The following is a 24,300-nucleotide window of genomic DNA, read 5'->3' on the forward strand; positions in this document are numbered from 1 at the left end:
GCGTGGAAGAAAGACATCGTCGCGGGCGTGCGCGAAGCGTCGCGCACGGTGCGCCGCTTCGTGCTCGATCCTGTTTCGGCGGCCGAGCAGATGGGGCGCATCAAGAAGAACCCGGGCTTCCTGTCGTGGGTGCCGTCGACGGAGGAGATCGCGCTCATCGGCATCGACCAGTTGCTCAAGGTGTCGGGTCAGCGCGATGCGATCGTCGCCTGGCTCGACGCGTTCGACCGCGACACCGAGCCGATGCTCGACCGCGCGTTCGGCAGCGTGGACGAAGCGGGCGGTTTGCTGTTCATGGCCGCGCAGATCACCGCGGAGATCAAGGCGCGCAAGGCGCGCGGGATGCCGTCGCACGTCGCGCAGGCCACGCCGGGTACGATGCGCGCGCCGCACCGCAAGCCGGGCGAGCACCGCGATTCGACGCAGAAGGGCGCGACACCCAGCCCGCTGCCGCCGAAGGACGGGTGCGGCTGTCCGAAGACGGCGAGCGCGAAGCCCGTCAATTACGCAATGGGCGACGAGCACCTCGCGCAGACCGACTTCGTGCTCGACGGTGTCGTGCCGATCGTGTGGGCGCGACGCTATCGGTCGAGCCTTGCGGCCTACGATGCGAGCCCGCTGGGCGCGCGCTGGAGCAGTGCGTATCATCTGTCGCTGGAGGAGCGGGACGGTACGCTGACGTTCTTCGATCCGGACAGCCGCGCGGTGCCGTTGCCGCCGGTCGGATTCGGGGAGTCTGTCGAGGTGCCGGCCGAGCAGTTCACGATTGCACGCCCGGATGGCCGCCGAATCCATTTGACCTATCCGGACGGTAGTCGAGAGGAATACGAACTGAGCGGCCGCATTGCGTCGGCCCGTTACCGCCTCGTTTCCCGCATCAACCGCGACGGCCTCGGTCTCGGCTTCACGTACAACGCCGCCGGCGAACTCGTTACCATCAGCGATGGTGCGGCGAACGCGATCCGCATCGAGTACGTCGACGGCCGCGTCTCGGCGATCTACCGTGCAGGCGTTCCGGGGCTCGCCAACGAAGCCCTCGCGCGCTACACGTACAGCGCCGACGGCGACCTGAGCGGCCACGTCGACATGCTCGGCTTCCGGCGTACGTACACGTACGAGCAACACCTGCTCACGCGTTATACGGATTTCAACGGACACCCCGCGAACCTCGCATGGGACTGGCCGGGCCGACGCGAAGGCGTGCCCGCGCCGGCCGACGCCCGGTGCGTGCGGACGTGGTATGGCAACGAAGGCCAGCATGTCCAGGACGACATGCACTTCGAGTACCACCGCGAACACTGGTACACAAAGGTGACCGATGCGGACGGCCATGCGACGATTCACCGCTACGATTTCCACAACCGGATCGTGCTGGTCGAGCATCCTGACGGCTCGACCGAATCGTACGAATGGGGCGACCAGCACCGTCTGGTCGGCATGCGCAACGCGCCGGGTCACACGCAGCGTTTCGAGTACGACGCGCACGGCCGGCTGACGGCCGAGATCGACGCACTCGGCAATGTCACGCGTACCGAATACGACGCGGGCGGTTTGCCGGTCCAGGTCACCGGGCCGGATGGCCGTGTCACCCAAACGGCCTACGACGCGCTTGGCCGGCCGGTCTCCGTGACGGACGCGGCAGGCCGCACGACCCGCTACGTGTGGGGTGTACGCAGCGAATTGCTGTCGGTGACCGATCCGAAAGGCGGCGTAAAACGCTTCCGTTATGACCACGGTGGACGGCTCGCGGAGGCGGCCGACTGCTCCGGCCACGCGACACGCTACGGCTACGACGAGCGCGGTCATCCGTCGCGGGTCACCGATGCCGCGGGCCACGACACGCTCTATCGCTGCGACGCGCGAGGGCAGGTCGTCAGCGTCGTGCATCCGGACGGCGCCGAGGAACGCTTCACGTGGGACGGAGAAGGCAACCTGCGCACGTATCGCGACGGCGCGGGCCACGTCACCGAGTACACGTTCAATGCACGCGGGCAGCCGACCTGGCGCAAGGACGCCGCAGGCCGGGAACTGGCATACGGATACGACCGGCAATGGCGGCTCGACACGCTGACCAACGAGAACCGGGACCGGACGCGGTTCGGCTACGACCGGCTGGGGCGCATCGTTGAGCAGACGGATTTCGACGGCAGCACGACCCGCTACCAATGGGACGATGCCGGGCAACTGATCGGTTCGCAGGCCGGGGACGTCGAGACGACCTACGCGCGCGACCCGCTCGGCCGGCTGACGCGGCGGGAGACGAAGGGGCCGGGTGGCCGGGGCCGGGTGACCGAGCTCTTCCATTACGACGCCCGCGGCCGGCTGACGACCGCGCAGGGATATCACAGCCGTGTGCACCTGCACTACGACGATGCCGATAACCTGATCGCCGAAGAGCAGACGATCTACCCGGACAGCGACGGTTCCTACACGACGGTGACGCGTCACGAATACGACGTGCTCGGCAACCGGATCCGCACGCAACTGCCGAACACGCGCACGATCGACTGGCTGCGCTACGGTTCGGGCCATTTGCACGGCGTGTTGCTGGACGGCCGGCCGCTGGTGGACTTCGAGCGCGACAAACTGCATCGTGAGATCGTGCGCCGGTATCGCAGCTTCGAGCAGGTTCGGGAATACGATCCGGCAGGTCGATTGCGGCGCATGTCCGTGCGGCGTGACGGGAGTGCGCGGCTGGCGGACTGGATGGCCACGCGCCGGTTGCAGTACGACGCGGCGGGCCAACTGACGCGTATCGAGGATCGCACGCGCGGCGTCACGGAGTATGCGTACGACCCGACCGGGCGTCTGCTGAAGGCGACGACACGGGACCTGAAGGAGGTGTTCGCATTCGATCCGGCGGGCAACCCGGTGGATCCGGACAAGATCCCGCCGCGCCCGAGCGACGAAACGATCGAGTCGGCCACGGCGCGGATGCAGCGGCAAATGGCGCAGGATCGTGCGTGGTGGGACGCCCATCCGGGCGAACGGTTGCCCGACGAACAACTCGCGCGGCGCTTGCGGATTGCCGACGAGGTCGACGCGCTGACCGGCTGGGAGCGGTCATTGCCGAAGTGCATCGGCAACGTGTCGAAGGAACTGAACCGCACGCGCTACGAGCACGACTCGCACGGCAATCTGGTGCGCAAGACGGAGCCGGGTGGCGTGACTTGGCTGTACGAATACGACGCGGCGAACCGGCTCACGCAGGCCGAACGCTATGCGAGGCGGCCGGCGGCGAACGAGATCGACCGGATCGAGCGGACGCAACACGGCGTGACGTCGACCCCGGGCACGGTGCGGCCGGAATTGGGCGTGCACTTTACTTACGACGCGTTCGGCCGGCGGCGGTTGAAAGAGGTGAAGAGCAGGGACGGCCGCATCGATCGGACGGTGTTCACGTGGGACGGCGACGTGCTGCTGATGGAGGAGCGGTTCCATCTCGCACCGCTTGAGCCGGGGGAACGCGGCGAGCGGGTGAGGGATCGCTCGACGCCGGTGGTACGGGAGGATCCGGCCGATCCGTACTCGGTGCCGGTGGCGCAGCGGGTCCATACGTTCATTGAGCGGCACCGGTGGCAGGGGGCGTCGCTATACCTGCACGAACCGGGGACGTTCGTGCCGCTGGCGCGACTGGACGAGACGCTGATGGAGGCGGCGTTCGTGGCGACGGGCACGGATGGAAGGTTCGTGCAGGTGCCGGCGAAGACGCGGCATGCGACGCTGTTCTACCAGAACGACCACCTGGGGACACCGCAGGAACTGCTGGATGAGTCAGGGAAGGTGGTGTGGCTGGGGCGGTATCGGGCGTGGGGTGGCGAGAAGACGGTGTGGGGGGAGGTGCCGGAGCGCAACGAGGTGGGGAACACGGTTCGGTTCCAGGGGCAGTACCGGGATGAGGAGACGGGGCTGCATTACAACCGGTATCGGTACTATGATCCGAGTAGCGGACGGTTCACCTCCAAGGATCCGATCGGGCTTGCAGGCGGGATCAACGTCTACCAATACGCGCCGAATCCCATCACGTGGATCGATCCGCTTGGGCTGACTGGTAAGCCTCTTCCTGGGGCCACGAAGGTCAATCGGATTGGGGGTAACTCGATTGATAACCTCCGCTTGAAAGAGCCAGAAAAGAAGCTCAATCCTCCTGGGATATCCGTCCTACATGGTTGTTGTCCCTGCGCTGCAGCTCAACAGATGAGGGATGCTTTTCCGAAGGCTACGGGTTTGCAGAAGGCAACAGAAACTGTTGCATCAGGTACGGCAGATGCCATCCGAGGAGCCGGGTTCGATGTTATTGAGGACCCGACTAATAAATTTCCAAATCATGCTCGAATCATTCATCCTGGTGGCGCAGACGGCTTCAGCGATGAGAACCTCAAGGGGTTGTCCGAAGCACTTGGGAAAACCACAGGGTGCCCACGATGATGAAGTTCTATTTGAACGATTGCAGTGGAGATTTAGCAGGAGAGGTCACGGTGACTTCCGCCGATGGGATACTCATGCTCGGAAACTTTGCCCCTGGTCCGCATTTCTGCTCGTATGAACAACTCTTCATGGAATTTGAGCAAGCTGCAAACAATCAGCTCTTTGTAGAGATAGATCGGTTGGAGCGAGAAATCACCGAACTTGGCTTTTATTTGGTTGGTCCACTTCCGCAAGAGAACCGACTTGAAATTGACGATTTGCAAATCATGGGAAGCGATGTGAGCTTTCGAGTGAGGCGTTAAGCACCAAGGGCCGCAGTTGCGGCCCTTGTAGTTAGTGTGGTTAGCCGCAATCGGGGGTGATTTGCGCGGCGGTAATGGTGAGCTTGCCGTGTTCGACGTGAACGCGGAGCTTCTGGCCGGCGTGGAAGCCTGCATCGTGGATCAACCAGCGGCCGGCGATCTTGAGCCAGAGGTGCAGCGGCTCGCAGCTCTCATCATAGATGGCCCTCATCCCGTAACGACCGATGTCGCGCTTGCGCTGCATGGTGATGAAACGTTCCGTGACGGGTGGACGTGCTTCAAGATTGGCGTCAGCCATGATCAACTCCTGGCGTGAGTTGGTGGTGGTCAGCGGGCCGTATGGGTTGGCGCCCATGCGGCCGGCGCTCTTTTACAGCGGTGTTACCTCGCCATGAGCTTCGACATCTGCGAGCGTTTGACAAGGCTGTCCCTCAGGACGATCAGCGCTTGCTGATCCTCGTCCGAAAGCAAATCCATCTGTTCGTACAGTGCATGCAGCCGCGGGTTATGAATACGCGGCTCGATGGGCGGCTCGAGTCCGACGAGGGAGTCCACGCTGGTTTGCAGCACTTGCGCGATGCGCACGACCGCATCGAGTTGCGGCAGCGATGGCGGGCTTGCGGACGTGGGGCATCGATTACGCACGACGTCTGGTGCTGGTTCGCGAGGGCAAGGGATGGCGGGACCGGATGGTGCTGATCGGCAAGCGCGCGTTGCAGTGGCTGGACGTGTACATGCGCGAGGCACGCGAGGAACTGACGACAGGCGGTCACCAAGCGTTATGGGTGACGGACTTCGGTGAACCGCTGGATGCGTCGTACCTGGCGCACATTGTGAAGCGGCTGATGGCGTCGGCGGGAATCAAGAAGGTCGGGTCGTGCCACCTGCTGCGTCACGCGATGGCCACGCACATGCTGGATAACGGAGCGGATACGCGATTCATCCAGGCGATGTTGGGGCACGTGTCGCTGTCGACGACGCAGATTTATACGATGGTGTCGTTGGAGAAGCTGAAGCACATCCATGCGGCGACGCATCCGGCGCGCGGAGATGGACGGATGCGGGAGCCGGAGTATGTGGATGACAAGGCGGCGCAGGGGTTGAAAGCGGGCTCCTTTTAGCGGCCATCGATGCGGAGTCGGAAGCGGATGCGCAGGAGTAAAGGCCAGCGCCCCTGCGGGGCGAAGGATATGATCTGCGAACGATCCGATTGAATGTATCCAACCGTCGTACGGACGTCTACGACACGTCGTCCGGCCCGCCGAGCACGCGACAAAGCATCGACAGGTCGCGCAGCCTGAGATGCGGCGCCGCGGCGTACCCCGGCGCGTATTCTCCCGCAGAAACCGGCTCGCGCACGATCCACGCGGCCTGAAGCCCCGCATTCACCGCGCCGACGATATCGAGGTGGAAGTCGTCGCCGACATGCAGCAATTCGGCCGGCCGTACGCCGAGTGCGTCCGCCGCCGCATGGAAGATCTCGGGTTCCGGCTTGGCGAAGCCGAATGCACGCGCGCTGAGCGTCGTGCGGAAGAATTCGCCGCCGCCCGTGAGCCGAAGGTCGGCGTTACCGTTGGTGACCGCGATCAACGGAAAGCGCGCGCTCAACCACGCGAGCGCCGGCAGCGCGTCTTCGTAGAACTCGACGCGATTGCGCGCCGCATAGAAGACGTCGTAAGCGCGCTCGGTCAGCGAGACATCTTCGTTCGCGCGCTCCAGCGCAAGCCGGATCGACCCGATTCGCATCGCGCGATAGTCGCTCGCGAGATCGGGGCGCAACCGTTCGTATTCCTCACGTAGCGCTGCGAGTGTTTGTTGCGTCGGCAGCACGCGCTCGGTATTCGGCGCGTGCTCGATCAACCATGCGCGAAGCGTCGCCTCGGCCCGTACGACGGACGGCCCGAACGGCCACAGGGTGTCGTCGAGGTCGAACGAGACGGCGGAAACTTTGGCGAGACGCATGGCGGTTGAAAGCGGGAAGTCGTTTACCAGGGCCACGGAACGGCGGTTCCGGTGCCGTTGTCGAGCGCGTGTCGATAGAGGAAGCGCGCGACGGTCAGGTCCTGCAGCGCGAGCCCCGTCATGTCGAAGACGGTGATCTCGTGCGCGGCACGATCGACCGATGCCGCACCCGCGAGGATGTCACCGATTTCCGTGCGCGGCAAATCCGGCGCCCACTGGCACTCGCCGATGGTGCGCGCCTGATCGTGATCGTCGACGACGATGCGCGCGCGTTCCAGCACGCCGGCCGGTAGTTCGCGCTTGCCCGCGGTATCGGCGCCCACGCAGGTCAGGTGGGTGCCCGGCTGAACCGCATCCGCGTCGAACAACGCGCCGCCGCCGGGCGTGGCTGTGATCACCACGTCGCTATGGGCGACCGCATCGTTCCGGTCGCGCGCCACGCCGATCGTGCACCGTTCGACGAAGTGCGTTTCGAACGCCGGATCCGGCTCGCCGTTGACGGTCACGTACTGCACCGTGCATCGCTGCGGCAGCAGCGCGAGCGCGTAGTCGAGCTGCACGCGCGCCTGCACGCCGGTGCCGAACACGCAGAGCCGCGTGCTGTCGCGACGCGCGAGCTGTTGCAGCCCGAGGCCGCCCGCGGCGCCGGTTCGCGCGGTGGTGATCGCGTTGCCGTCCATGATGCACAGCGGCCGGCCGGTCGCCGGATCGAACAACGCGACGGTGGCCTGATGCGGCTCGCCGCCGCGCGCCCGATTGCCGGGCCAGAACCCGGCCGCCTTGAAGCCGAGCAAGTCCCGATCGGCGACGTCGCCCGACTTGATGCCGAACACGCCGCCTGTGTGCAGTTTCTCGCGCACGACCGGAAATACGCGTCCGGCCCTTTGACTGTGCAGCACGAAGGCTTCGCGGACGGCCGCCATCACTTGCCCGGCTTGCAGGGCGGGCTCGACGGCATCGCGGTCGAGGAGAAGGAGGCGGGCGTCGGTCGGCATGGTCGGGGGTGCCTGGTCGGCACGAGACGAATTCAGGGTATTTAAAGTTTGTCCAGATTTGGACAAATAGTCAATGCGCGGATGACGCGGCGGGGACTGATGCTCACCACCCGTAGAAGCGCGGCCACGTCTGCGCGGCGCCGTCGTCGCCGACGGCCTGGTATTCGGGATGCTGCGCGCCGGTCGCGCACGCATGATTCGGCAGGATGCGCAGCCGCGTGCCGATTGGAAACCGCTGCGCGATGCCCGTATCCGGCGTACCGGTTCGCGACACGATCCCGTGTTCCTGGTTGGCGCCGCTCAGCAGGTAGCCGCCGAGCACGTCGCCCGCTTCGGTGCAGACCTGCCCGTAGCCGAAATCGTGCGCCTGGCGCTGCGTGCCGCGGTCGCGGCTCATCGCCATCCAGCCCGCGTCGACGATCGCCCAGCCTTTCTCTTCCTGATGGCCGATGACGGTGGTCAACACTGACAGCGCGATGTCGGACGGCTCGCACACGCCGATGTTGTGCATCACGAGGTCGAACATCACGTACACGCCGGCGCGCACTTCGGTCACGCCGTCGAGCCGTTCCGCCGCCAGCGCGGTGGGCGTCGACCCGATGCTCACGACCGGGCACGGCAACCCGGCGGCCCGCAGGCGCTCCGCGGCCCGCACGGTGCGGCTGCGTTCCTGCTCGGCGATCGCGACGAGTGCTGCGTGCGTGTCGTATTCGTAGCTGGAGCCCGCGTGAGCCATCACGCCGCCGAGCAGCATGCCGCCGTCGGTCAGCGCGCGGCCGACATCGATCAGCAAATCGGCGTCGGGCGGGATGCCCGAGCGGTGGCCGTCGACGTCGACCTCGATCCATACGTCGAAACGTTCGCCGTGCTCGCGCCCGAACGCGGCGATCGCATGGGCGGCCGGCAGGCTGTCGGCGACGATCTTCAGGTCGCAGCCTTGCCGACGCAGCGCAAGCGCCTGGCCGAGCTTCGCGGGCACCATGCCGACCGCGTAGACGATGTCGCGGATGCCGTCCGCGAAGAACTGCTCGGCTTCCTTGAGCGTCGATACCGTGATGCCCTGCGCGCCCGCCGCGATCTGCGCGTCGACGACGTGCCGGCATTTGGTGGTCTTGACGTGCGGCCGGAACCGCACGCCGAGTGCGTCCAGATGCGTCTGCATGCGCGCGATGTTGCGCTGCATGCGGCCGACGTCGATCAAGGCGGCGGGGGTGTTGAGGGTGTGAAGGTCCACGATGCGTCCGATGACGAGGTTGCCGATGTGGACACTGTACGGCGGCTAGCCCGCATCATGTTTAATGCGAGACTAATCCGCCATTAAGCAGAATTTAATCTGTCGACTCTCGCGGAGCGCGGCCCCGGCTCACGCTTTGCCGCGCCACGGCGGCGGATCGAGAAACTGCCGCGCGGCGTCGAGAAACACCCGCTGCCGCGCGGAGCGGCCGGTCCGCGACGGCAACAGCGCCGTCACCGGCGCGGGCGGCAGGCTCCAGCCGGGCAGCAGCCGCACGAGCTTGCCGTTCGCGAGCAACTGCGCGACGTCCCACTCCGAGCGTTCGACGATGCCGAGCCCGGCCAGCGCCCATTCGGTGATGACGGTGCCGTCGTTGGACGACAGCGCGCCGGTCACGCGGATGACGGTCGCCCGCCGCGATTCGCCCTTGACGCCGCGGCCGGGCGAGAAGCGCCAGCGCGGGATGTCTTCGTCGTTCTCGCGCAGGCACAGGCAGTCGTAGCGCGTCAGGTCGGATGGATGGTTCAGGTCTTTGAGGCGGCGCGCATACGCGGGGCTCGCGCACAGGAAGCGCTCGTTGGGCGCGAGCGGATAGCCGATCCACGAAGACGACTTGAGGCTGCCGACATGGACGACCACGTCGGCGCCCGATGCGCTGGTCAACGGGCTTTCCGACAGATGGAGCGAGATTTCGAGCTTCGGATGCGCGCGCTGCACGTCGCGCACGATCCGCGCGACGTACTTGCGGCCGAAGCCGAGCGGGGCGACGACGCGCAGCGTGCCCTGCACGTCGCCGTGGTCGCCCGCGATGCTGACTGGCAGCGCCTCCACGCGCTCGAGAATGCCGACGGCTTCCTGGTACAGCCGCTGCCCTTCGTCGGTGAGCGCAATCCCTTTCGGCTGCCGCACGGCGAGCCTCGCGTTCAGGCGCGCCTCCATCCGTTGCAGCCGAATCGTGACCGCGGGCGGCGTGAGGTCGAGCAGCCGGGCCGCCGCGGCCAGCGAGCGCGACGTGCCGATCGCGCGGACGAGTCGAAGGTCGTCGAGGTCGAGCATTTCATGACTCTTAATGCATAGGGTATCGAGCATTAAACCGCAGATCGCGCGGCGAAGCCATCGACGTGGCGCGGGGTGGCTGCGGTGAGGATGGCCGGAAGGCGCCCGCTTCCTTCGCCTGATACATCGACGACCGTGACGCCCCCGCTGTCCACCCGCCTACGCGTCCAGCCCGAAAATCAGCGATCGATGTACGCCCACGCCGGCCGCCACGCCCGATGCCGATGCGAACGTCGCATTGGTCATCAGGCTCGACGCATCGCCGGCCGCATACACGCCTGCGACGCTCGTCCGCTTCCACGCATCGACGCGAATCGCGGTGCCGAGCGGCCCTTCGTCGAACGCGCAGCCGAGCTGCTGCGCGAGGTCGCTCGCCATGTCGGTGCGCGCGCCGACGAACAACGCGTCGATCGGCACGACCTGCCCGTCGGCGAGCCGCAGCGCGTCGATACGCGGCGCGTCGCCGACGATCTCGACGACCGGCGAGCGTTCGATGCGCACGCCGCGCGCGGCGAGCAACGCGGCTTCCTCCTCGTTCGCTTCGACCACGCGCTGCGTGAACCACGTCGTCGGGCCCCAGTCCGGAATCAGGATCGCCTGATGGACCGACAGCGGATGCGTGGCGAGCACGCCGAGCCGCTGGCCGCTCACTTCGTATCCATGACAGTACGGACAATGCAGCACGCTGATGCCCCAGCGTTCGGCGAGCCCCGGCAGCGCGGGCAGTTCGTCGCGGATGCCGGTCGCGAGAATCAGCCGGTCGGCGCTCGCGCGGCTGCCGTCGGCGAGCGTCACGTGAAAGCGTTCATCCGCGTCGCGTTCGGCCGCACGTACTTCGCCGTCGATGCGCTGCACGGTCGGATACGCGGCAAGCTGCGCGCTCGCTTCGGCGATGATCCGCGCGGGCGGCTTGCCGTCCTGCCCGAAGAAGCCGTGCGCATGCTCGGCAAAGCGGTTGCGCGGCCGGCCGGCGTCGATCACGAGCACGCGGCGGCGTGCGCGCGCCAGTTGCATCGCGGCCGACAGCCCGGCAAAGCTGCCGCCGATCACGATCACTTCATGATGGGTATCCATGCATCCACTCCTTTCTGAATCTGCGTGACGGATAGACGTGCTTCGCTGGCGGCCAACTCATGAAACACGAGAAGTTGCATGATAGGGCGATGGTATCATTCATGCAACTTCAGAAGTTTCGAGAGAGGGGAGTCCCGCCCGTGAGAACCGACAGCCGTTTGTCGCGCATGCTGCATGCGCTGATCCACATGGACCAGGCCGACGGCCCGCTGACGTCGGAAACGATCGCGACGATGCTGGGCACGAATCCGGTCGTCGTGCGGCGCCTGCTCGGCGGGTTGCGCGATTGCGGCTACGTGCAGTCGGAGAAGGGGCACGGCGGTGGCTGGGCGCTGAGCGTCGCGCTCGACGACATCACGCTGCTCGACGTCTATCGCGCGGTGGGCGAGCCGCCGCTGTTTTCCGACCAGGTGTCCGAGGACGCGCCCGAATGCCTGGTCGAACAGGCGGTCAACGCGCATCTGTCGGCGGCGCTGAAGGAGGCTGAAGCGTCGCTGCTCGCGCGCTTCGGCGAAGTCACGCTCGGCATGCTGTCGCGCGATTTCGAAGCGAAGGCGGCGCGGCTGCGCAAGCCGCGCTGACGCAGCGCAGCACGGCCGCCGTACGCGCGTCACGCACGCGCAGGCGCGGCCGAAACCGCCGCGCCGCCATGTTCTGTCCCCCGACTTCTGCCCGGTTCGCCCGCCACAGGGCAAAATACGGGTTTTCCGCACCCGCGAGGGCGCGTTCGAATCACGCGCCCGGCGGCGGCAGTGCGCATGCCGCACGCCGCCGCCGGGCGCCCAGGCAAGAAACGCTCGCCCTGCCGCGAGCCCACAGGAGTCCAGACCCCATGCCCGAATCCAACCTGTCCTTTTTCGGCCGGCTGTCGCTGGCCGTCGGCACGTTCTTCTCCGTGCTCGGCAACCGCGAGTTCGCGGCCGGCGTGCTGCGCGTGCGCGACGGCGCCCCGGCGCCGGTCCCGACGCCGGCCCCCGCTGCCGCGCCCGTCGCACCCGCGCCGGTGAAGGCGCCGGCCCCCGAGCTGCGCGAAGCGAGCCCGCAGGCCGCGCTGCAACTGCTCGGCCTGCTGCAGCGCGATGCGCGCTTCATCGATTTCGTCGAGGAAGACATCGCCGGCTATGCGGACGCCGACATCGGCGCGGCCGCGCGCCTCGTGCACGACGGCTGCCGCGCGGCGCTGCGCGAGCACTTCACGATCGTGCCGGTGCGCGACGAAGCGGAAGGCAGCCGCGTGACGCTGCCGGCCGGCTTCGACGCGACGGCCGTGCGCGTGACCGGCAACGTGGTCGGCTCCGCGCCGTTCACGGGCACCGTCAGCCATCGCGGCTGGCGTGTTTCCGACGTGCGCCTGCCGAAGCTGACGGGCAGCCACGACGCATCGGTCATCGCACCGGCGGAGGTGGAACTGTGAGCGATCCGCGCTATTCGATCGGTATCGACCTCGGGACGACCCACTGCGCGCTGTCGTACGTCGACAGCAGCACGAGCGACGGCGAAAAGATCGTGCAGCAGGTGCTGCCGATCGCGCAGCTGACCGCACCGGGCGCGCTGGAATCGCGCGACCTGCTGCCGTCGTTCCTCTACCTGCCGCATGAAAGCGAACTGACGCAGGGCGACCTGACGCTGCCGTGGACGGCCTCGCGCGCGTTCGCGGTCGGCGAGATGGCGCGCACGCGCGGCGCCGGCACGCCGATCCGCCTCGTGTCGAGCGCGAAAAGCTGGCTGTGCCACCCGGGCGTCGATCGCCGCGCGGCGATCCTGCCGAGCGATGCGCCGCCGGAAGTGGCGCGCGTGTCGCCGCTGGAAAGCTCGATCCGCTATCTCACGCACCTGCGCGAAGCGTGGGACCACGCGCATCCCGACGCGCCGTTCGCCGACCAGGACGTGACGGTCACGATCCCCGCGTCGTTCGACCCGGCCGCGCGCGAACTGACGGCCGAGGCCGCGCGCGCCGCCGGCTACACGCGGATGACGCTGCTCGAAGAGCCGCAAGCGGCGCTCTACAGCTGGATCCAGAAAAGCGAAGGTGGCTGGCGCAAGCAGGTGCAGGTCGGCGACCTGATCCTGTGCGTCGACGTCGGCGGCGGCACGACCGACCTGTCGCTGATCGCGGTGGTCGAGCGCGACGGCAATCTCGAACTGCATCGCGTCGCCGTCGGCGAGCACATCCTGCTCGGCGGCGACAACATGGACCTCGCGCTCGCGCACGTGGTCGCACGCAAGCTCGCGCAGCAGGGCACGCAGGCCGATCCGTGGCAACTGCGCGCGCTGACCTACGCGTGCCGCGCGGCCAAGGAAACGCTGCTGTCCGATCCGACCACCGACGCGGTGCCGCTCGTCGTGCCGAGCCGCGGCTCGAAGCTGATCGGCGGCTCGATCCGCACCGAGCTGACGCGCGCGGAACTGACGCAGACGATCCTCGAAGGTTTCTTCCCGCAGGTCGATGCGGCCGCGCGCCCGGTGAGCCGCGCGCGTGTCGGCCTGACGCAGCTCGGCCTGCCGTATGCGCAGGACGCGGGCATCACCCGCCATCTCGCGGCGTTCCTCGGCCGCCAGGTCGCGGCGCTCGACACGCTCGAAGGCGTGCAGCGCACGCTGCCGCAAGGCGCGACGTTCCTGCATCCGACCGCCGTGCTGTTCAACGGCGGCGTGTTCAAGTCGACGCTGCTCACGCAGCGCGTGCTCGACACGCTCAACGGCTGGCTCGCCGCCGAAGGCGCGCCGCCCGCGCGCCTGCTCGAAGGCGCCGATCTCGATCTCGCGGTCGCGCGCGGCGCGGCGTACTACGGCTACGTGAAGCGCGGCCGGGGCGTGCGCATTCGCGGCGGCACGGCGCGTGCGTACTACGTCGCGATCGAATCGGCGATGCCCGCGGTGCCGGGGCTCGAGCCGCCGGTGCAGGCGCTGTGCGTCGCGCCGTTCGGGATGGAGGAGGGCACGGACGCGGCGCTGCCGCCGCAGGAGTTCGGTCTCGTCGTCGGCGAACCGGTGCAGTTCCGCTTCTTCGGTTCGTCGGTGCGTCGTCAGGACCAGGTCGGCACGCTGCTCGACTACTGGTCGGCGGAAGAGCTGCAGGAGCTGGAGGAAATCCAGGCGACGCTGCCCGCCGAAGGGCGCACCGTCGGCGAAGTCGTGCCGGTGAAGCTGCATGCGCGCGTGACCGAAGCCGGCACGCTCGAACTCGAGGCGATCCCGAGCGGCACGAACGAGCGCTGGAAGGTCGAGTTCGACGTGCGCGGCGCCGCCTGAGCGCGATGAAGCGTTATACGGTCGGCATCGACCTCGGCACGAGCAATACGGTCGTCGCGTACGTCGAGGCCGGTTCCGACGCGATCCGCGTGTTCGACGTCGAGCAGCTGGTCGGCCCGGGCGCGGTGGCCGCGCAGCCGCTGCTGCCGTCGGTGCGCTATCACCCGGCGGCGGGCGAGCTGCCGCCGGACGCGCTGCGGCTGCCGTGGGCGGCCAATTCGAAGGCTGATCCGAAGGCCAGCGCGAATGCGGCCGATTCGCCGCCGGCCGTGATCGGCCGCTACGCGCGCACGCTCGGCGCGCAGGTGCCGGGCCGGCTCGTGTCGAGCGCGAAGAGCTGGCTGTCGCACGCCGCGGTCGACCGGCTCGCGGCGATCCTGCCGTGGGGCGCGGCCGATGGCGTCGACAAGGTGTCGCCGGTTGATGCGAGCGCGAGCTATCTCGCGCATGTGCGCGACGCGTGGAACGCGCGTTTTCCCGATGAGCCGCTCGCGCAGCAGGACGTGATCCTGACGGTGCCCGCGTCGTTCGACGACGGCGCGCGTGCGTTGACCGTCGAGGCCGCGCGGCGCGCGAAGCTGCCGGCGCTGCGCTTGCTCGAAGAACCGCAGGCCGCGTTCTACGACTGGCTGTACGGCCAGCGCGACACGTTGCGCGAGACGTTCGCCGCGCCGCGGCGCGTGCTGATCTGCGACGTCGGCGGCGGCACGACCGACCTCACGCTCGTCGACGTCGCGCCGGGTGACGACGGCCAACCCACCTTCACGCGCGTCGGCGTCGGCAACCACCTGATGCTTGGCGGCGACAACATGGACCTCGCGCTCGCGCGCCTGGTCGAGTCGCGGCTGACCGAGCCCGGTACGCGGCTGTCGGCCGCGAGCCTGTCGCAACTCGTCGAGCGCTGCCGCGCGGCGAAGGAGCGGCTGCTCGGTGACGACGCGCCGGCGTCCGTCACCGTCACGCTGCTCGGCGCGGGCAGCAAGCTCGTCGGCGGTGCGCGTTCGGCGGAGCTGACGCGGCAGGAAGTCGAGCAGATCGTCGTCGACGGGTTCTTTCCGCAGGTCGAGGCCGGCGAATTGCCGCGCCGTGCGCGCGCGGCGATCGTCGAATTCGGCTTGCCGTATGCGAGCGACGCGGCCGTCACGCGCCACGTCGCCGCGTTCCTGAACCGTCATGCGGAAGGCCCGCTGCCGGACACGCTGCTGCTCAACGGCGGCGTGTTCCGCGCGGGCGCGCTTGCCGGCCGTCTCGCGCAGACGCTCGGTGCGTGGCGCGGCGCACCGCTCGACGTGCTGCACAACGCGCATCCCGATGTGGCCGTCGCGCGCGGCGCGGTGGCCTACGGGCTTGCGCGCGCCGGGCATGCGCCGCGCATCGGCGGCGGCTCCGCGCGCAGCTATTTCCTCGTGCTCGACGATGGCGAAGGCGACGCAGCCGCCCGCGGCGTCTGCCTGCTGCCGCGCGGCGCGGAAGAGGGCCGCGAGATCCGCCTCGACGATCGCACGTTCGCGCTGCAGCTCGGGCAGCCGGTGCGTTTCCACCTCGTGTCGACGGTGGCCGACACGAAGTATCAACCCGGCGATCTCGTCGATCTCGACGGCGGCGATTTCGTGCGGCTGCCGCCGATCGCGACGGTCGTCGATGCGAAGGCGGGCGGCGACGCGCGCGAAACGCCGGTGAAGCTCACCGCGTCGCTGACCGAGGTCGGCACGCTCGAAATGCATTGCATCGCGACGGGCGACGCGGCGCGCCGCTGGCGGCTCGAATTCCAGTTGCGCGGCGATGCGCCGGTGCAAGGCGACGATGCGGCGCTCGCGCGGCATCCGCGGCTCGACCAGGCGCTCGAGCTGATCGAGCGTTCGTTCGGCAGCAAGGCCGCGGGCGTCACGCCGAAGGACACGCGTCGGTTGCGCGCGCAACTCGAACAGGTGCTCGGCGCGCGCGAAGACTGGGATGTCGCGCTCGCGCGCGAACTGTTCGACGCATTGCTCGCGCGGGTGCGGCGGCGGCGGCGCTCGGCCGATCACGAGCGCGCGTGGCTGAATCTCGCCGGGTATTGCCTGCGTCCGGGTTTCGGCCATCCGCTCGACGCATGGCGCATCGAGCAGCTGTGGCCGCTCTTCGACGACGGCATTCAGTATGTGACCGATGCACAGGTGTGGTCCGAGTGGTGGACGCTGTGGCGGCGCGTGGCCGGCGGCCTCGACGACGATGCGCAGACGCAGGTGCGCGACGCGATCGCGTTCCTCGAGCCGTCCGACGACAAGCGGCGCAAGTTGCCGTTCGATCCGGCCAAGGTCGGGCCGGCCGACATGACGCGATTGTCCGCGTCGCTCGAACGGCTGCCCGTCGCGCGCAAGGTCGAGCTGGCCGAGCGCCTGATCGCGCAATTGCAGAAGCCGGCCGATCGCGCGTTGTGCGCGTGGGCGCTCGGGCGGATCGGTGCAAGGCGGCCGTTCTATGGCAGCGCGCATAGCGTCGTGCCGGCGGAAATCGTCAACGGCTGGCTCGATGCGCTGTTCGCGCTCGACTGGAAGCAGGTCGAACCGGCTGCGTTCGCGGCCGCACAGATCGCGCGGATGACGGGCGACCGCTCGCGCGATTTGCCGGACGACACGCGCGAGGCCGTCATCAAGCGCCTGTCGGCCGCCAACGTGTCGGCGGCGTGGATCGACATGGTCCGTGAAGCGACCGCGTTCGACGAAGCCGATACGGTGCGCGTGTTCGGCGAAACGCTGCCGGCCGGATTGAAGCTGCTGGGTGATTGAGAGCAGTGCGGGATGCGTCGATCTCGTTCGCGGATCGAAGCGTCCGGTCTCGGTCGCGCCGCCCATCGCACGACGTCGAAGCCGGTTTCATTCAGGCATGCGACACCCCTTCGCGACGCTTTTCCGCTGATCCGGTTTCTGCGCCATCGCGCGCGGTTACCGAACGGGAATCGCCAACACCGAGACGAGCATTTTGTTGTCGACGCACAAGGCGCGACGCGGCACGTTCCTGCGTGCGGTCAGGCGCCCGCCGCCGATTCCGGAAACACCGGCTCACCAAGCGTCAGCATCAGCCGGTTCGCCCACGCGAAGATCGCGATCGCGTGCGACAGGTCGAGAATCTCCTCATGCGTGAGCCCTTCGGCCTCGAGCGCGGCGATATCGCTGTCATCGATCGCGTCGGGCCGTTCGGTCAATGCAATCGCATAGCGGACGATCGCGCGTTCGCGCGCCGTCGTGCCGGCCGTCGCCGGATCGTCGAACACCTGCTCGATCGCATCGGTGCGTTTCGCGAGCTGCGTGAAGCGCTGCGCATGCACCGACGCGCAGTACACGCAACCGTTCACGCGCGACACCGCCGTGCTCGCCAGTTCGCGCTCGGCGCGCGACAGCCCGCCGGGGCCGTACATGATCGCGTTGAACACGCCCGAGCGCTGCAGCAGGATCTCGGGCAGATGGACGAGCAGCAGGTAATAGTCGGATGTTTTCGCTTGCGGGTGGCTCGCGTCGAGCACCGCGAGCTGATCGGGTGTCGCCGCGTCGAGCGATACCGTGTCGAGCCATGCGCGCCAGCCGAGCGTGTCGAACGTGAAGCCGTGGGCCGTAGTCGTCATGCGGCCTCCTTGGCGGCGCGCGCTTGAAGTGCCCGCGCGGCGGCGGCCACGCGCAACTGATACGCGACGAACGCGATGAGCTGCGACAACGCGACGATCGCGGATGTCGTGAGTCCGGCCGATTTCAACGCGGCGAGATCGGCCGCGCGTGCGTCGACCGGCGCGTGCGTCAGGCGCTTCGCGTGCAACAGGATCGCGCCGACGCGGCGAGGCAGCGCGTCGAACGCGTCGGCATCGGCTCGTTCGATATCGTCGAGCGTGCCGCCTGCGTCGAGCAGTCGCGTGCGATAGATGTCGGTCAGCGCGTGTGCGTTCGACTGTCGCGCGACATAGCGTGCCGCATGCAGCCGCTCGACCGGCGAAAGATCGGGCAGGGGGGGATCGAACAGCGCGGCTTCGCTCAGTTGCGTATGCAACAGCACCTTGCCGCGTGCGCGGCGCAGCGCGGCGACGGCGTCGCCTTCGCGCAGGCCGGCTGCCGCATCGATCGTATCCGGCACGGCCGCCGGCGTGAGAGAGTCAGTCATCGTTTCGGTTTTCCTTCGTCGTCAAAGTGACCGATGGCGTCGGCGTCGCGCCATTCGTCGCCTTGCAGTTCGGCATTCGCGTACGCGACGAGCGCGTCGTAGTGGCGGTCGCGATCGGCATCGAACAGCCGGCTCGCAATGCCGCGCGCGAGCCGCTGCGCGCCTGCGCTGATGGCCGGAATGTCGCCGGACAGCTTGCCGTGGCTCAGGCTCGCCGCATGATTGAAGCAATGGATGCGCGTGACGGCCGGGCACGCACCGCGCTCGCGCTCCTGGAACGCGAACGCTGGGCCGAGATCGGGCGACTCGGCGAGCTCGTCGAGCCATCGCGCCGGTTCCGGCCGATAGCGATCCTTCCAGCGCCGCACGTGCGCGCCGAACGACGCGAATTCGTCGCGCGTCGTCCAGTCCGAATGAAAGCCCGTCGCGAAGATCAGGAAGTCGACCGTGTAGCGGCCGCGCGGCGTCGTCACGTCGAGGCCGTCCGCGTGGTCGGCGAGCGCCTCGATCGGGCTGCCCGCATGGAAATGCGCATGATCGTGACGCGACACGCGCAGCACGCTGTCGCGCGGCGGCGGCGTCTGCGACGTCAGCGCGTAGTGCATGAAGCGCCATTTCGTCGCGTCGTCGAGGTCGGCGTAGCCGTGCACGAGGCCCGGGCTGCCGATGCCGGTCAGCTTGTTGATGCGTGGAATGTCCGCGCGGCGGAAGAACAGGTCGACGCGTGCGGCGCCCGCTTCGAGCGCGGTGCCCGCGTTGTCGAACGCGGACGCGCCCGCGCCGACCACGCCGACGCGCTTGCCCGCGAGCGCGGCGAAATCGATCGGCTCGGACGAGTGGGCCCAGCGCGTGCGCGGCGCGCGTTGCGCGACGGGCGGCACGTACGGGCCGCCGAGGCCGTCGCGGCCGGTCGCGAGCACGACGTGCCGCGCGAGCAGCGTGTCTCTTCCGCCGTTTGCGCGGATATCGAGCGCGAGCAGGCCGTCGTCGCGCGGGCGCAGCGCGACGAGCGTCGTGTCGTTGCGCACCTGCAGGTCGAGCACGCGCCGATACCAGCGCAGGTACTCCATCCATTGCGGGCGCGGAATCTTGTACAGTGCATCCCACGCGTCGCGGCCGTATTGCGTTTCGAACCACGCGCGGAACGTCAGCGCGGGCAGGCCGAGCGCGGGGCCCGCAAGCTGCTTCGGCGAACGCAGCGTTTCCATCCGCGCGAACGTGACCCACGGGCCTTCGTAGCCGGCCGGCGCGCGATCGATCACGCACTGGTTGTCGATGCCGAGCAGGCGCAGTTCGGCGGATGCCGCGAGCCCGGCCATCCCGCCGCCGACGATCGCGACGTCGAGCACGCGCGCGCCGTCCACGTCACGTGGCGGCACCCACGACGGCGCGGGCAGGTCGAGCCAGCGCAGGTCCTGTGCGAGCCGTGCTTCGAGTGCGTCGAGTGGCGTCGTCATGCGGCCTCCGAGCGCGCGCGGCGGGTTCGTGTCGGGCGAGGCGGGCGCGCCGTGCGTTCGGTGCGCAGCCGGTCGCCGCGCAGCAGCGCATCGTGCGCGGCGGCGTCGTGAAAAATCACGTCGTCGAGCAGCGTGCGCGTCGTGCGGCGCAGCGCGTCGAGCAGCGCATCGACGGCCGCCGTGCGCGCCTTGCCGGTCGGCGTCGCGACGCCGAACGCGAACGGGATGTCGACGTCGAGCGGGCGTGCGACGACCCCGTCCACCGGCAGCGCGACGCCGGTTGCCGGATCGACGATGCCGATCCCGATGCCCGCGCGCGCGGCCATCACCGCATTCAGCGACGCATTGGTTTCGATGAACACGCGCGCCTCGACACGCGCGGCCGCGAACGCCGCGTCGATCCGCTGGCGCAGCCGATGCCGGTTCGCGACCGTCACGATGCGGCGCCGCGCGAGGTCGCGCAACGCAATGCGAGGTTTCGCCGCGAGCGGATCGCCGGCCGGCAGCACGGCGACGCACGGCGTCTGCGCGATCCAGTGCACGTCGAGCCCGGCATGCGCCATCGGCAGCGTGACGACGCCGACATCGGCCGTGCCGGCCAGCACCTCGTGCACCACATGCTCGGCCGATTCGCTGCGCAACTGGTAGTGCGGCGCATGCGTATCGTCGGGCAGCGCGGCGAGCGCGGTCGGCACGAGCGTGGCCGCGAGCGACGGCGTGGCCGCGATGCGCACGGGTTCGGCGGTGTCGTCGCCGAGCGCGCGGGCCCGCGCCTCGATCGCGCGCAGGCCGACCAGCGAGCGTTCGACTTCCTCGTACAGCAGAAACGCGCGCCGCGTCGGCGTGACGCGCGGGCCGTGCCGGTCGAACAGCGCGTAGCCGAGATCGGCTTCGAGTTCCTGGATCTGCCGCGTGACGGCCGGCTGCGAGCGGCCGAGCAGTTCGCCCGCGCCGGTGACGCTGCCGGCCGACATGACCGCGGAAAAGGCTTCGAGTTGATGCAACTCCATGACGCGTTCCGATGATGCGATTTGCGCATTGTAGGAGTGCAAGCATGCGCGATTCATATAATGATTTTTGCTATCGACAGCGGGAAAACTGCGAAGCGCGCGATCGTCGCGGCGGCCGGCCATGCGCGCATGCGCGCCGGTTGCGCGGGGTGACAAAAACGAAAGGCCAATCGAATCAACGCGATGCGACGCATGCCGGCATGTCGATCGAGGCAGCGGGTAGCCTGGATCGATCATGAGCGTCATCCGCTTCGCGCCGCGTGCGATATCGATATGCGCAAAACTTCGTTGGATCGTCCTGAACCCGATGGTTACATGCCCTCACTCTTTTCGATTGACTGAAGCAGGGGGACGCATGAACGTTTCGGGGAACGACGCGCGCGGCGCATGGTGGCGCGTGCTGGGCACGGTGGCGGCGCTCGCCGCCGCATGGGGCTTGTCGACAGGCGGTGCGCTCGCGGCCGGCGTGTCGGGCGAGCCGGTGGTGATCGGCGCGAGCGGGCCGCTCACGGGCCAGGACGCGCAATACGGCGAGCAGTGGAAGCGCGGCTTCGATCTCGCGCTCGACGAGATCAACGGCAGCGGCGGCATTCACGGCCGGCCGCTCGCGATCGACTTCCAGGACAGTCGCAGCGACCCGCGCCAGGCGGTGGCGATCGCGCAGAAGTTCGTCGCCGATCCGCGCATCGCGATCGAGCTCGGCGACTTCTCGAGCGCGACGTCGATGGCCGCGTCGCCGATCTACCAGCGCGGGCAACTGATCCAGTTCGGCTTCACGAATTCGCATCCGGATTTCACGAAGGGCGGCGACTATCTGTGGAGCACCGCGCTGAGCCAGGCGGAGGAACAACCGCTGCTCGCGCGCTATGCGGTGAGGGAACTCGGCTTCAAGCGGATCGCGGTGCTGTACCTGAACACGGACTGGGGCCGCACCAGCAAGGACATCTTCGCGAAGGCGGTGACGGGGTTCGGCGCGCAGGTCGTCGCGGCCGAAGGCTACCAGCCGGCGGAGAAGGATTTCCGCTCGACGCTCGTGCGCATCGGCGAATCGAAGCCGGATTCGATCGTGCTGATCTCGTACTACGCGGACGGCGCGCAGATCGTGCGCCAGGCGCGCACGTCGGGCGTCGCGCTGCCGATCGCGGCGGTGGGCTCCGTGTATTCGCCGAAGTTCCTCGAACTGGGCGGTACGGCCGTCGAAGGCGTCTATACGGAATCGAACTTCTTCCCGGCCGAACCGCGCCCCGAGGTGCAGGCGTTCGTGCAGCGCTATCGCGCGAAATTCCACGCCGATCCCGATTCGTTCGTCGCGCGCGCGTACGACGCGCTGATCCTGTCGGCGGAAGTGCTGCGCCGCTACGGCACGACGCGCCAGGCCGCGCACGACGGCTTCGCGAAGATCAGCGACGTGCCGAGCGTGATCTTCGGCAAGGTGCGCTTCGATCCGCAGACGCGCCGCGTCGCCGGCGCGCGCACCGTGTATCTGGTCGTGAAGCAGGGGCAGTGGGCGCTGTGGGACGGCGCGAAGCCGCAACTCGCGGCGCGCTGAACCCGAACCGCACGCACATGACGGACGCATCCTGATGGCTTCCTGGCTCGACTACACGCTCAACGGCCTCATCGTCGGCAACATCTACGCGCTGCTCGCGGTCGGGCTCGCGCTGATCTTCGGCGTGTCGCACCTGATCAACTTCGCGCACGGCTCGGTGTACATGGTCGGCGCGTTCATCGGCTGGCTGTGCCTGACGCGCTTCGGGCTGCCGCTGCCGGTTGCGCTTGCGGCGGTCGTGGTCGGGTGCGGCGCGCTCGGCATCGCGATCGAGCGGATCGGGTTGCGGCCGCTGCGCCACGCCGCGCGCATCGCGCCGCTGCTCGCGACGATCGGCATCAGCTTCATCCTCGATCAGCTCGCGCAGCTCGCGTTCGGCGCGGACCCGCGCGCGGTGCCGACGCCGCTGCCCGACTGGCACGTGCGGATCGCCGGCGCGACGCTCGGCTCGCTCGACCTGCTGATCGCGGGCATCGGCATCGCGGCGGCCGCGCTGCTGTACGGCTTCCTGCGCTTCACGCGGCTCGGCTGGGCCGTGCGCGCGACCGCGCAGGATCGCGACGCCGCGTTGCAGATGGGCGTCGACGTCGATCGCGTGAACCAGACCGTGTTCGCGATCGCGTGCGCGCTCGGTGGCGTGAGCGGGCTGCTGGTCGGCATGTACTACAACAGCATCGATCCGGCGATGGGCTTCCAGGCGACGCTGAAGGGCGTCGTCGCGCTGCTGATCGGCGGGCTCGGCAACGTGCCGGGTGCGATCGCGGGCAGCCTGCTGCTCGGTCTCGTCGAAAGCTACGGCGTCGCGCTGTTCGGCACCAGCTATCGCGACCTGTTCGCGTTCGGACTGCTGATCGTCTTCCTCGTGTGGCGGCCGAACGGCTTGTTCAGTGCGAACCGTGCGCTGCCGCCGGAGCCGATGACGGGCACCTTCCTCGCTGCCGCGAAAGCCGTGCGCGTGCCGCGCCCGGTGCTCGTCGCGCTGATCGCGGCGGCGGCCGTGCTGCCGTGGCTCGGGGCATCGCCTTACGTGCTGCAGACGCTGACCAACGCGTGGCTGTACGGGCTGCTCGCGCTGAGTCTCACGCTCGTCGCGGGTACGGTCGGGCAGATCTCGCTCGGCCACGCCGCGCTGCTCGTGATCGGTGCGTATGCGTCGGCGCTGCTGTCGTCGGATCTCGGCTGGTCGCCGGCCGTGACGATTCCGTGCGCGGGCGCGATCACCGCCGTGTTCGGCACGCTGCTCGTCTATCCGGCGTTCCGCTTGCGCGGGCACTACGTGTCGATCGCGACGCTCGGGATCGGCGAAGTGGTGAGTCTCGTGATCCTGAACTGGGACAGCCTGACGCGCGGCCCGCTCGGCATCACCGGCATCGCGCCGCTGCCGTGGGCGACGACCGCGCGCGCCGCGTACTGGTTCACGTTCGCGGTGCTCGTCGTGTTCGCGCTCGTACAGGTGCGGCTGCTGCGTTCGCATCTGGGCCGCACGCTACGCGCGGTGCGCGAGGACGACGTCGCCGCGCGTGCGCACGGCATCGCGCCGAACCGCTACAAGGCGATCGCGTTCGCGGTCGGCGGCGTCGCGGCGGGCGTGAGCGGCGGCATCGCCGCGCATCTGTACAGCTACATCAATCACCAGACCTTCGATTCGCAGGTGTCGATCCTCGCGCTGACGATGGTGATCCTGGGCGGGCTCGGCAACGTGCTCGGCGGCATCGTCGGCGCGATCGCGCTGATCGGGCTGCCCGAGCTGTTCCGCTGGGCGGCTGACTACCGGATGCTGATCTACGGCCTCGTGCTGCTGCTGCTCGTCCGGTTCCGGCCGCAGGGCCTGCTCGGCACGGTGTGAGGAGATA

At 68.4% G+C, this 24,300-nt stretch carries 20 protein-coding genes; 9 read left to right on the top strand and 11 right to left on the bottom strand.

The annotated features are described in order from the left end of the window. Nucleotides 1-48 precede the first annotated feature (48 nt). Together HWX76_RS24300 and HWX76_RS24305 are read left to right on the top strand one after the other, a co-directional pair. Nucleotides 49-4,428, top strand: coding sequence for an RHS repeat-associated core domain-containing protein (locus HWX76_RS24300; RefSeq protein ID WP_244138012.1), 4,380 nt, complete (start codon nt 49-51; stop codon nt 4,426-4,428). Beyond that, nucleotides 4,425-4,730, top strand: coding sequence for a hypothetical protein (locus tag HWX76_RS24305; RefSeq protein ID WP_176016465.1), 306 nt, complete (start codon nt 4,425-4,427; stop codon nt 4,728-4,730). Before HWX76_RS24300 ends, HWX76_RS24305 begins: the two co-directional genes overlap by 4 nt. A 40-nt stretch (nt 4,731-4,770) precedes the next feature. Here the strand turns inward: HWX76_RS24305 and HWX76_RS24310 are convergent, their stop codons facing one another. After that, a complete protein-coding gene (locus tag HWX76_RS24310) occupies nt 4,771-5,028 on the bottom strand; it encodes a SymE family type I addiction module toxin (protein ID WP_176016466.1) in 258 nt (85 codons plus the stop codon). 83 nt (nt 5,029-5,111) lie between these two features. Further along, nucleotides 5,112-5,315: a hypothetical protein gene (locus tag HWX76_RS24315; RefSeq protein ID WP_176016467.1), complete on the bottom strand. Its 204-nt coding sequence runs from the start codon at nt 5,313-5,315 to the stop codon at nt 5,112-5,114. A 23-nt stretch (nt 5,316-5,338) separates the two neighbouring features. On the opposite strand from HWX76_RS24315, the gene HWX76_RS24320 reads away from it, so the two are divergent. Then, nucleotides 5,339-5,851 (top strand): tyrosine-type recombinase/integrase, encoded by a 513-nt coding sequence (locus tag HWX76_RS24320; protein WP_176016468.1) that lies wholly within the window; start codon nt 5,339-5,341, stop codon nt 5,849-5,851. 118 nt (nt 5,852-5,969) lie between these two features. Here the strand turns inward: HWX76_RS24320 and HWX76_RS24325 are convergent, their stop codons facing one another. From HWX76_RS24325 to HWX76_RS24345, 5 genes are all read right to left on the bottom strand, one after another. After that, complete coding sequence (locus HWX76_RS24325; RefSeq protein WP_176016469.1) at nt 5,970-6,692, bottom strand: HAD family hydrolase; 723 nt, start codon at nt 6,690-6,692, stop codon at nt 5,970-5,972. Between the two features lie 23 nt (nt 6,693-6,715). Beyond that, entirely contained in the window at nt 6,716-7,687 is a 972-nt protein-coding gene (locus tag HWX76_RS24330) for an ornithine cyclodeaminase family protein (RefSeq protein ID WP_089489023.1), read from the bottom strand. 103 nt (nt 7,688-7,790) lie between these two features. Next, complete coding sequence (locus tag HWX76_RS24335) at nt 7,791-8,921, bottom strand: DSD1 family PLP-dependent enzyme (RefSeq protein WP_050014357.1); 1,131 nt, start codon at nt 8,919-8,921, stop codon at nt 7,791-7,793. Nucleotides 8,922-9,050: 129 nt separating this feature from the next. Continuing rightward, a complete protein-coding gene (locus HWX76_RS24340; protein WP_176016470.1) occupies nt 9,051-10,010 on the bottom strand; it encodes a LysR substrate-binding domain-containing protein in 960 nt (319 codons plus the stop codon). A gap of 126 nt (nt 10,011-10,136) precedes the next feature. Next, nucleotides 10,137-11,051 carry an NAD(P)/FAD-dependent oxidoreductase gene (locus HWX76_RS24345; protein ID WP_176016471.1) on the bottom strand — a complete coding sequence of 305 codons (915 nt, stop codon included), beginning with the start codon at nt 11,049-11,051 and terminating at the stop codon, nt 10,137-10,139. Between the two features lie 140 nt (nt 11,052-11,191). Here HWX76_RS24345 and HWX76_RS24350 point away from each other — a divergent pair, with 140 nt between their 5' ends. From HWX76_RS24350 to HWX76_RS24365, 4 genes are all read left to right on the top strand, one after another. Continuing rightward, on the top strand, nt 11,192-11,632 hold the full coding sequence (locus HWX76_RS24350) for an Rrf2 family transcriptional regulator (protein ID WP_176016472.1): 441 nt from the start codon (nt 11,192-11,194) through the stop codon (nt 11,630-11,632). A gap of 251 nt (nt 11,633-11,883) precedes the next feature. Next, a complete protein-coding gene (locus tag HWX76_RS24355) occupies nt 11,884-12,465 on the top strand; it encodes a DUF2760 domain-containing protein (RefSeq protein WP_176016473.1) in 582 nt (193 codons plus the stop codon). Beyond that, nucleotides 12,462-14,303, top strand: a complete 1,842-nt coding sequence (locus tag HWX76_RS24360) for an Hsp70 family protein (protein WP_050014365.1) — start codon at nt 12,462-12,464, stop codon at nt 14,301-14,303. Before HWX76_RS24355 ends, HWX76_RS24360 begins: the two co-directional genes overlap by 4 nt. Nucleotides 14,304-14,308: 5 nt before the next feature. Further along, complete coding sequence (locus HWX76_RS24365; protein WP_050014367.1) at nt 14,309-17,071, top strand: Hsp70 family protein; 2,763 nt, start codon at nt 14,309-14,311, stop codon at nt 17,069-17,071. Between the two features lie 239 nt (nt 17,072-17,310). On the opposite strand, the gene HWX76_RS24370 is transcribed toward HWX76_RS24365, so the two are convergent. Genes HWX76_RS24370 through HWX76_RS24385 form a run of 4 tightly spaced genes read right to left on the bottom strand, consistent with a single transcriptional unit; the run spans nt 17,311 to nt 20,898 of the window. After that, nucleotides 17,311-17,904 (bottom strand): peroxidase-related enzyme, encoded by a 594-nt coding sequence (locus HWX76_RS24370; protein ID WP_050014369.1) that lies wholly within the window; start codon nt 17,902-17,904, stop codon nt 17,311-17,313. Next, nucleotides 17,901-18,431, bottom strand: a complete 531-nt coding sequence (locus tag HWX76_RS24375) for a hypothetical protein (protein ID WP_050014370.1) — start codon at nt 18,429-18,431, stop codon at nt 17,901-17,903. The genes HWX76_RS24370 and HWX76_RS24375 overlap by 4 nt, the downstream gene beginning before the upstream one ends. Next, complete coding sequence (locus HWX76_RS24380; protein ID WP_176016474.1) at nt 18,428-19,888, bottom strand: NAD(P)/FAD-dependent oxidoreductase; 1,461 nt, start codon at nt 19,886-19,888, stop codon at nt 18,428-18,430. The genes HWX76_RS24375 and HWX76_RS24380 overlap by 4 nt, the downstream gene beginning before the upstream one ends. Continuing rightward, entirely contained in the window at nt 19,885-20,898 is a 1,014-nt protein-coding gene (locus tag HWX76_RS24385) for a LysR family transcriptional regulator (RefSeq protein WP_089489705.1), read from the bottom strand. The genes HWX76_RS24380 and HWX76_RS24385 overlap by 4 nt, the downstream gene beginning before the upstream one ends. Nucleotides 20,899-21,253: 355 nt before the next feature. Here HWX76_RS24385 and HWX76_RS24390 point away from each other — a divergent pair, with 355 nt between their 5' ends. Continuing rightward, nucleotides 21,254-22,447, top strand: a complete 1,194-nt coding sequence (locus HWX76_RS24390) for an ABC transporter substrate-binding protein (protein WP_050014373.1) — start codon at nt 21,254-21,256, stop codon at nt 22,445-22,447. A gap of 34 nt (nt 22,448-22,481) precedes the next feature. Then, the gene (locus HWX76_RS24395) at nt 22,482-24,293 is read left to right on the top strand and encodes an ABC transporter permease (RefSeq protein WP_050014374.1); all 1,812 of its coding nucleotides are present in this window, start codon (nt 22,482-22,484) and stop codon (nt 24,291-24,293) included. Nucleotides 24,294-24,300: the final 7 nt, after the last annotated feature.

It is taken from the genome of Burkholderia sp. BCC0398, from assembly GCF_902833245.1.
GTDB lineage: Bacteria > Pseudomonadota > Gammaproteobacteria > Burkholderiales > Burkholderiaceae > Burkholderia > Burkholderia sola.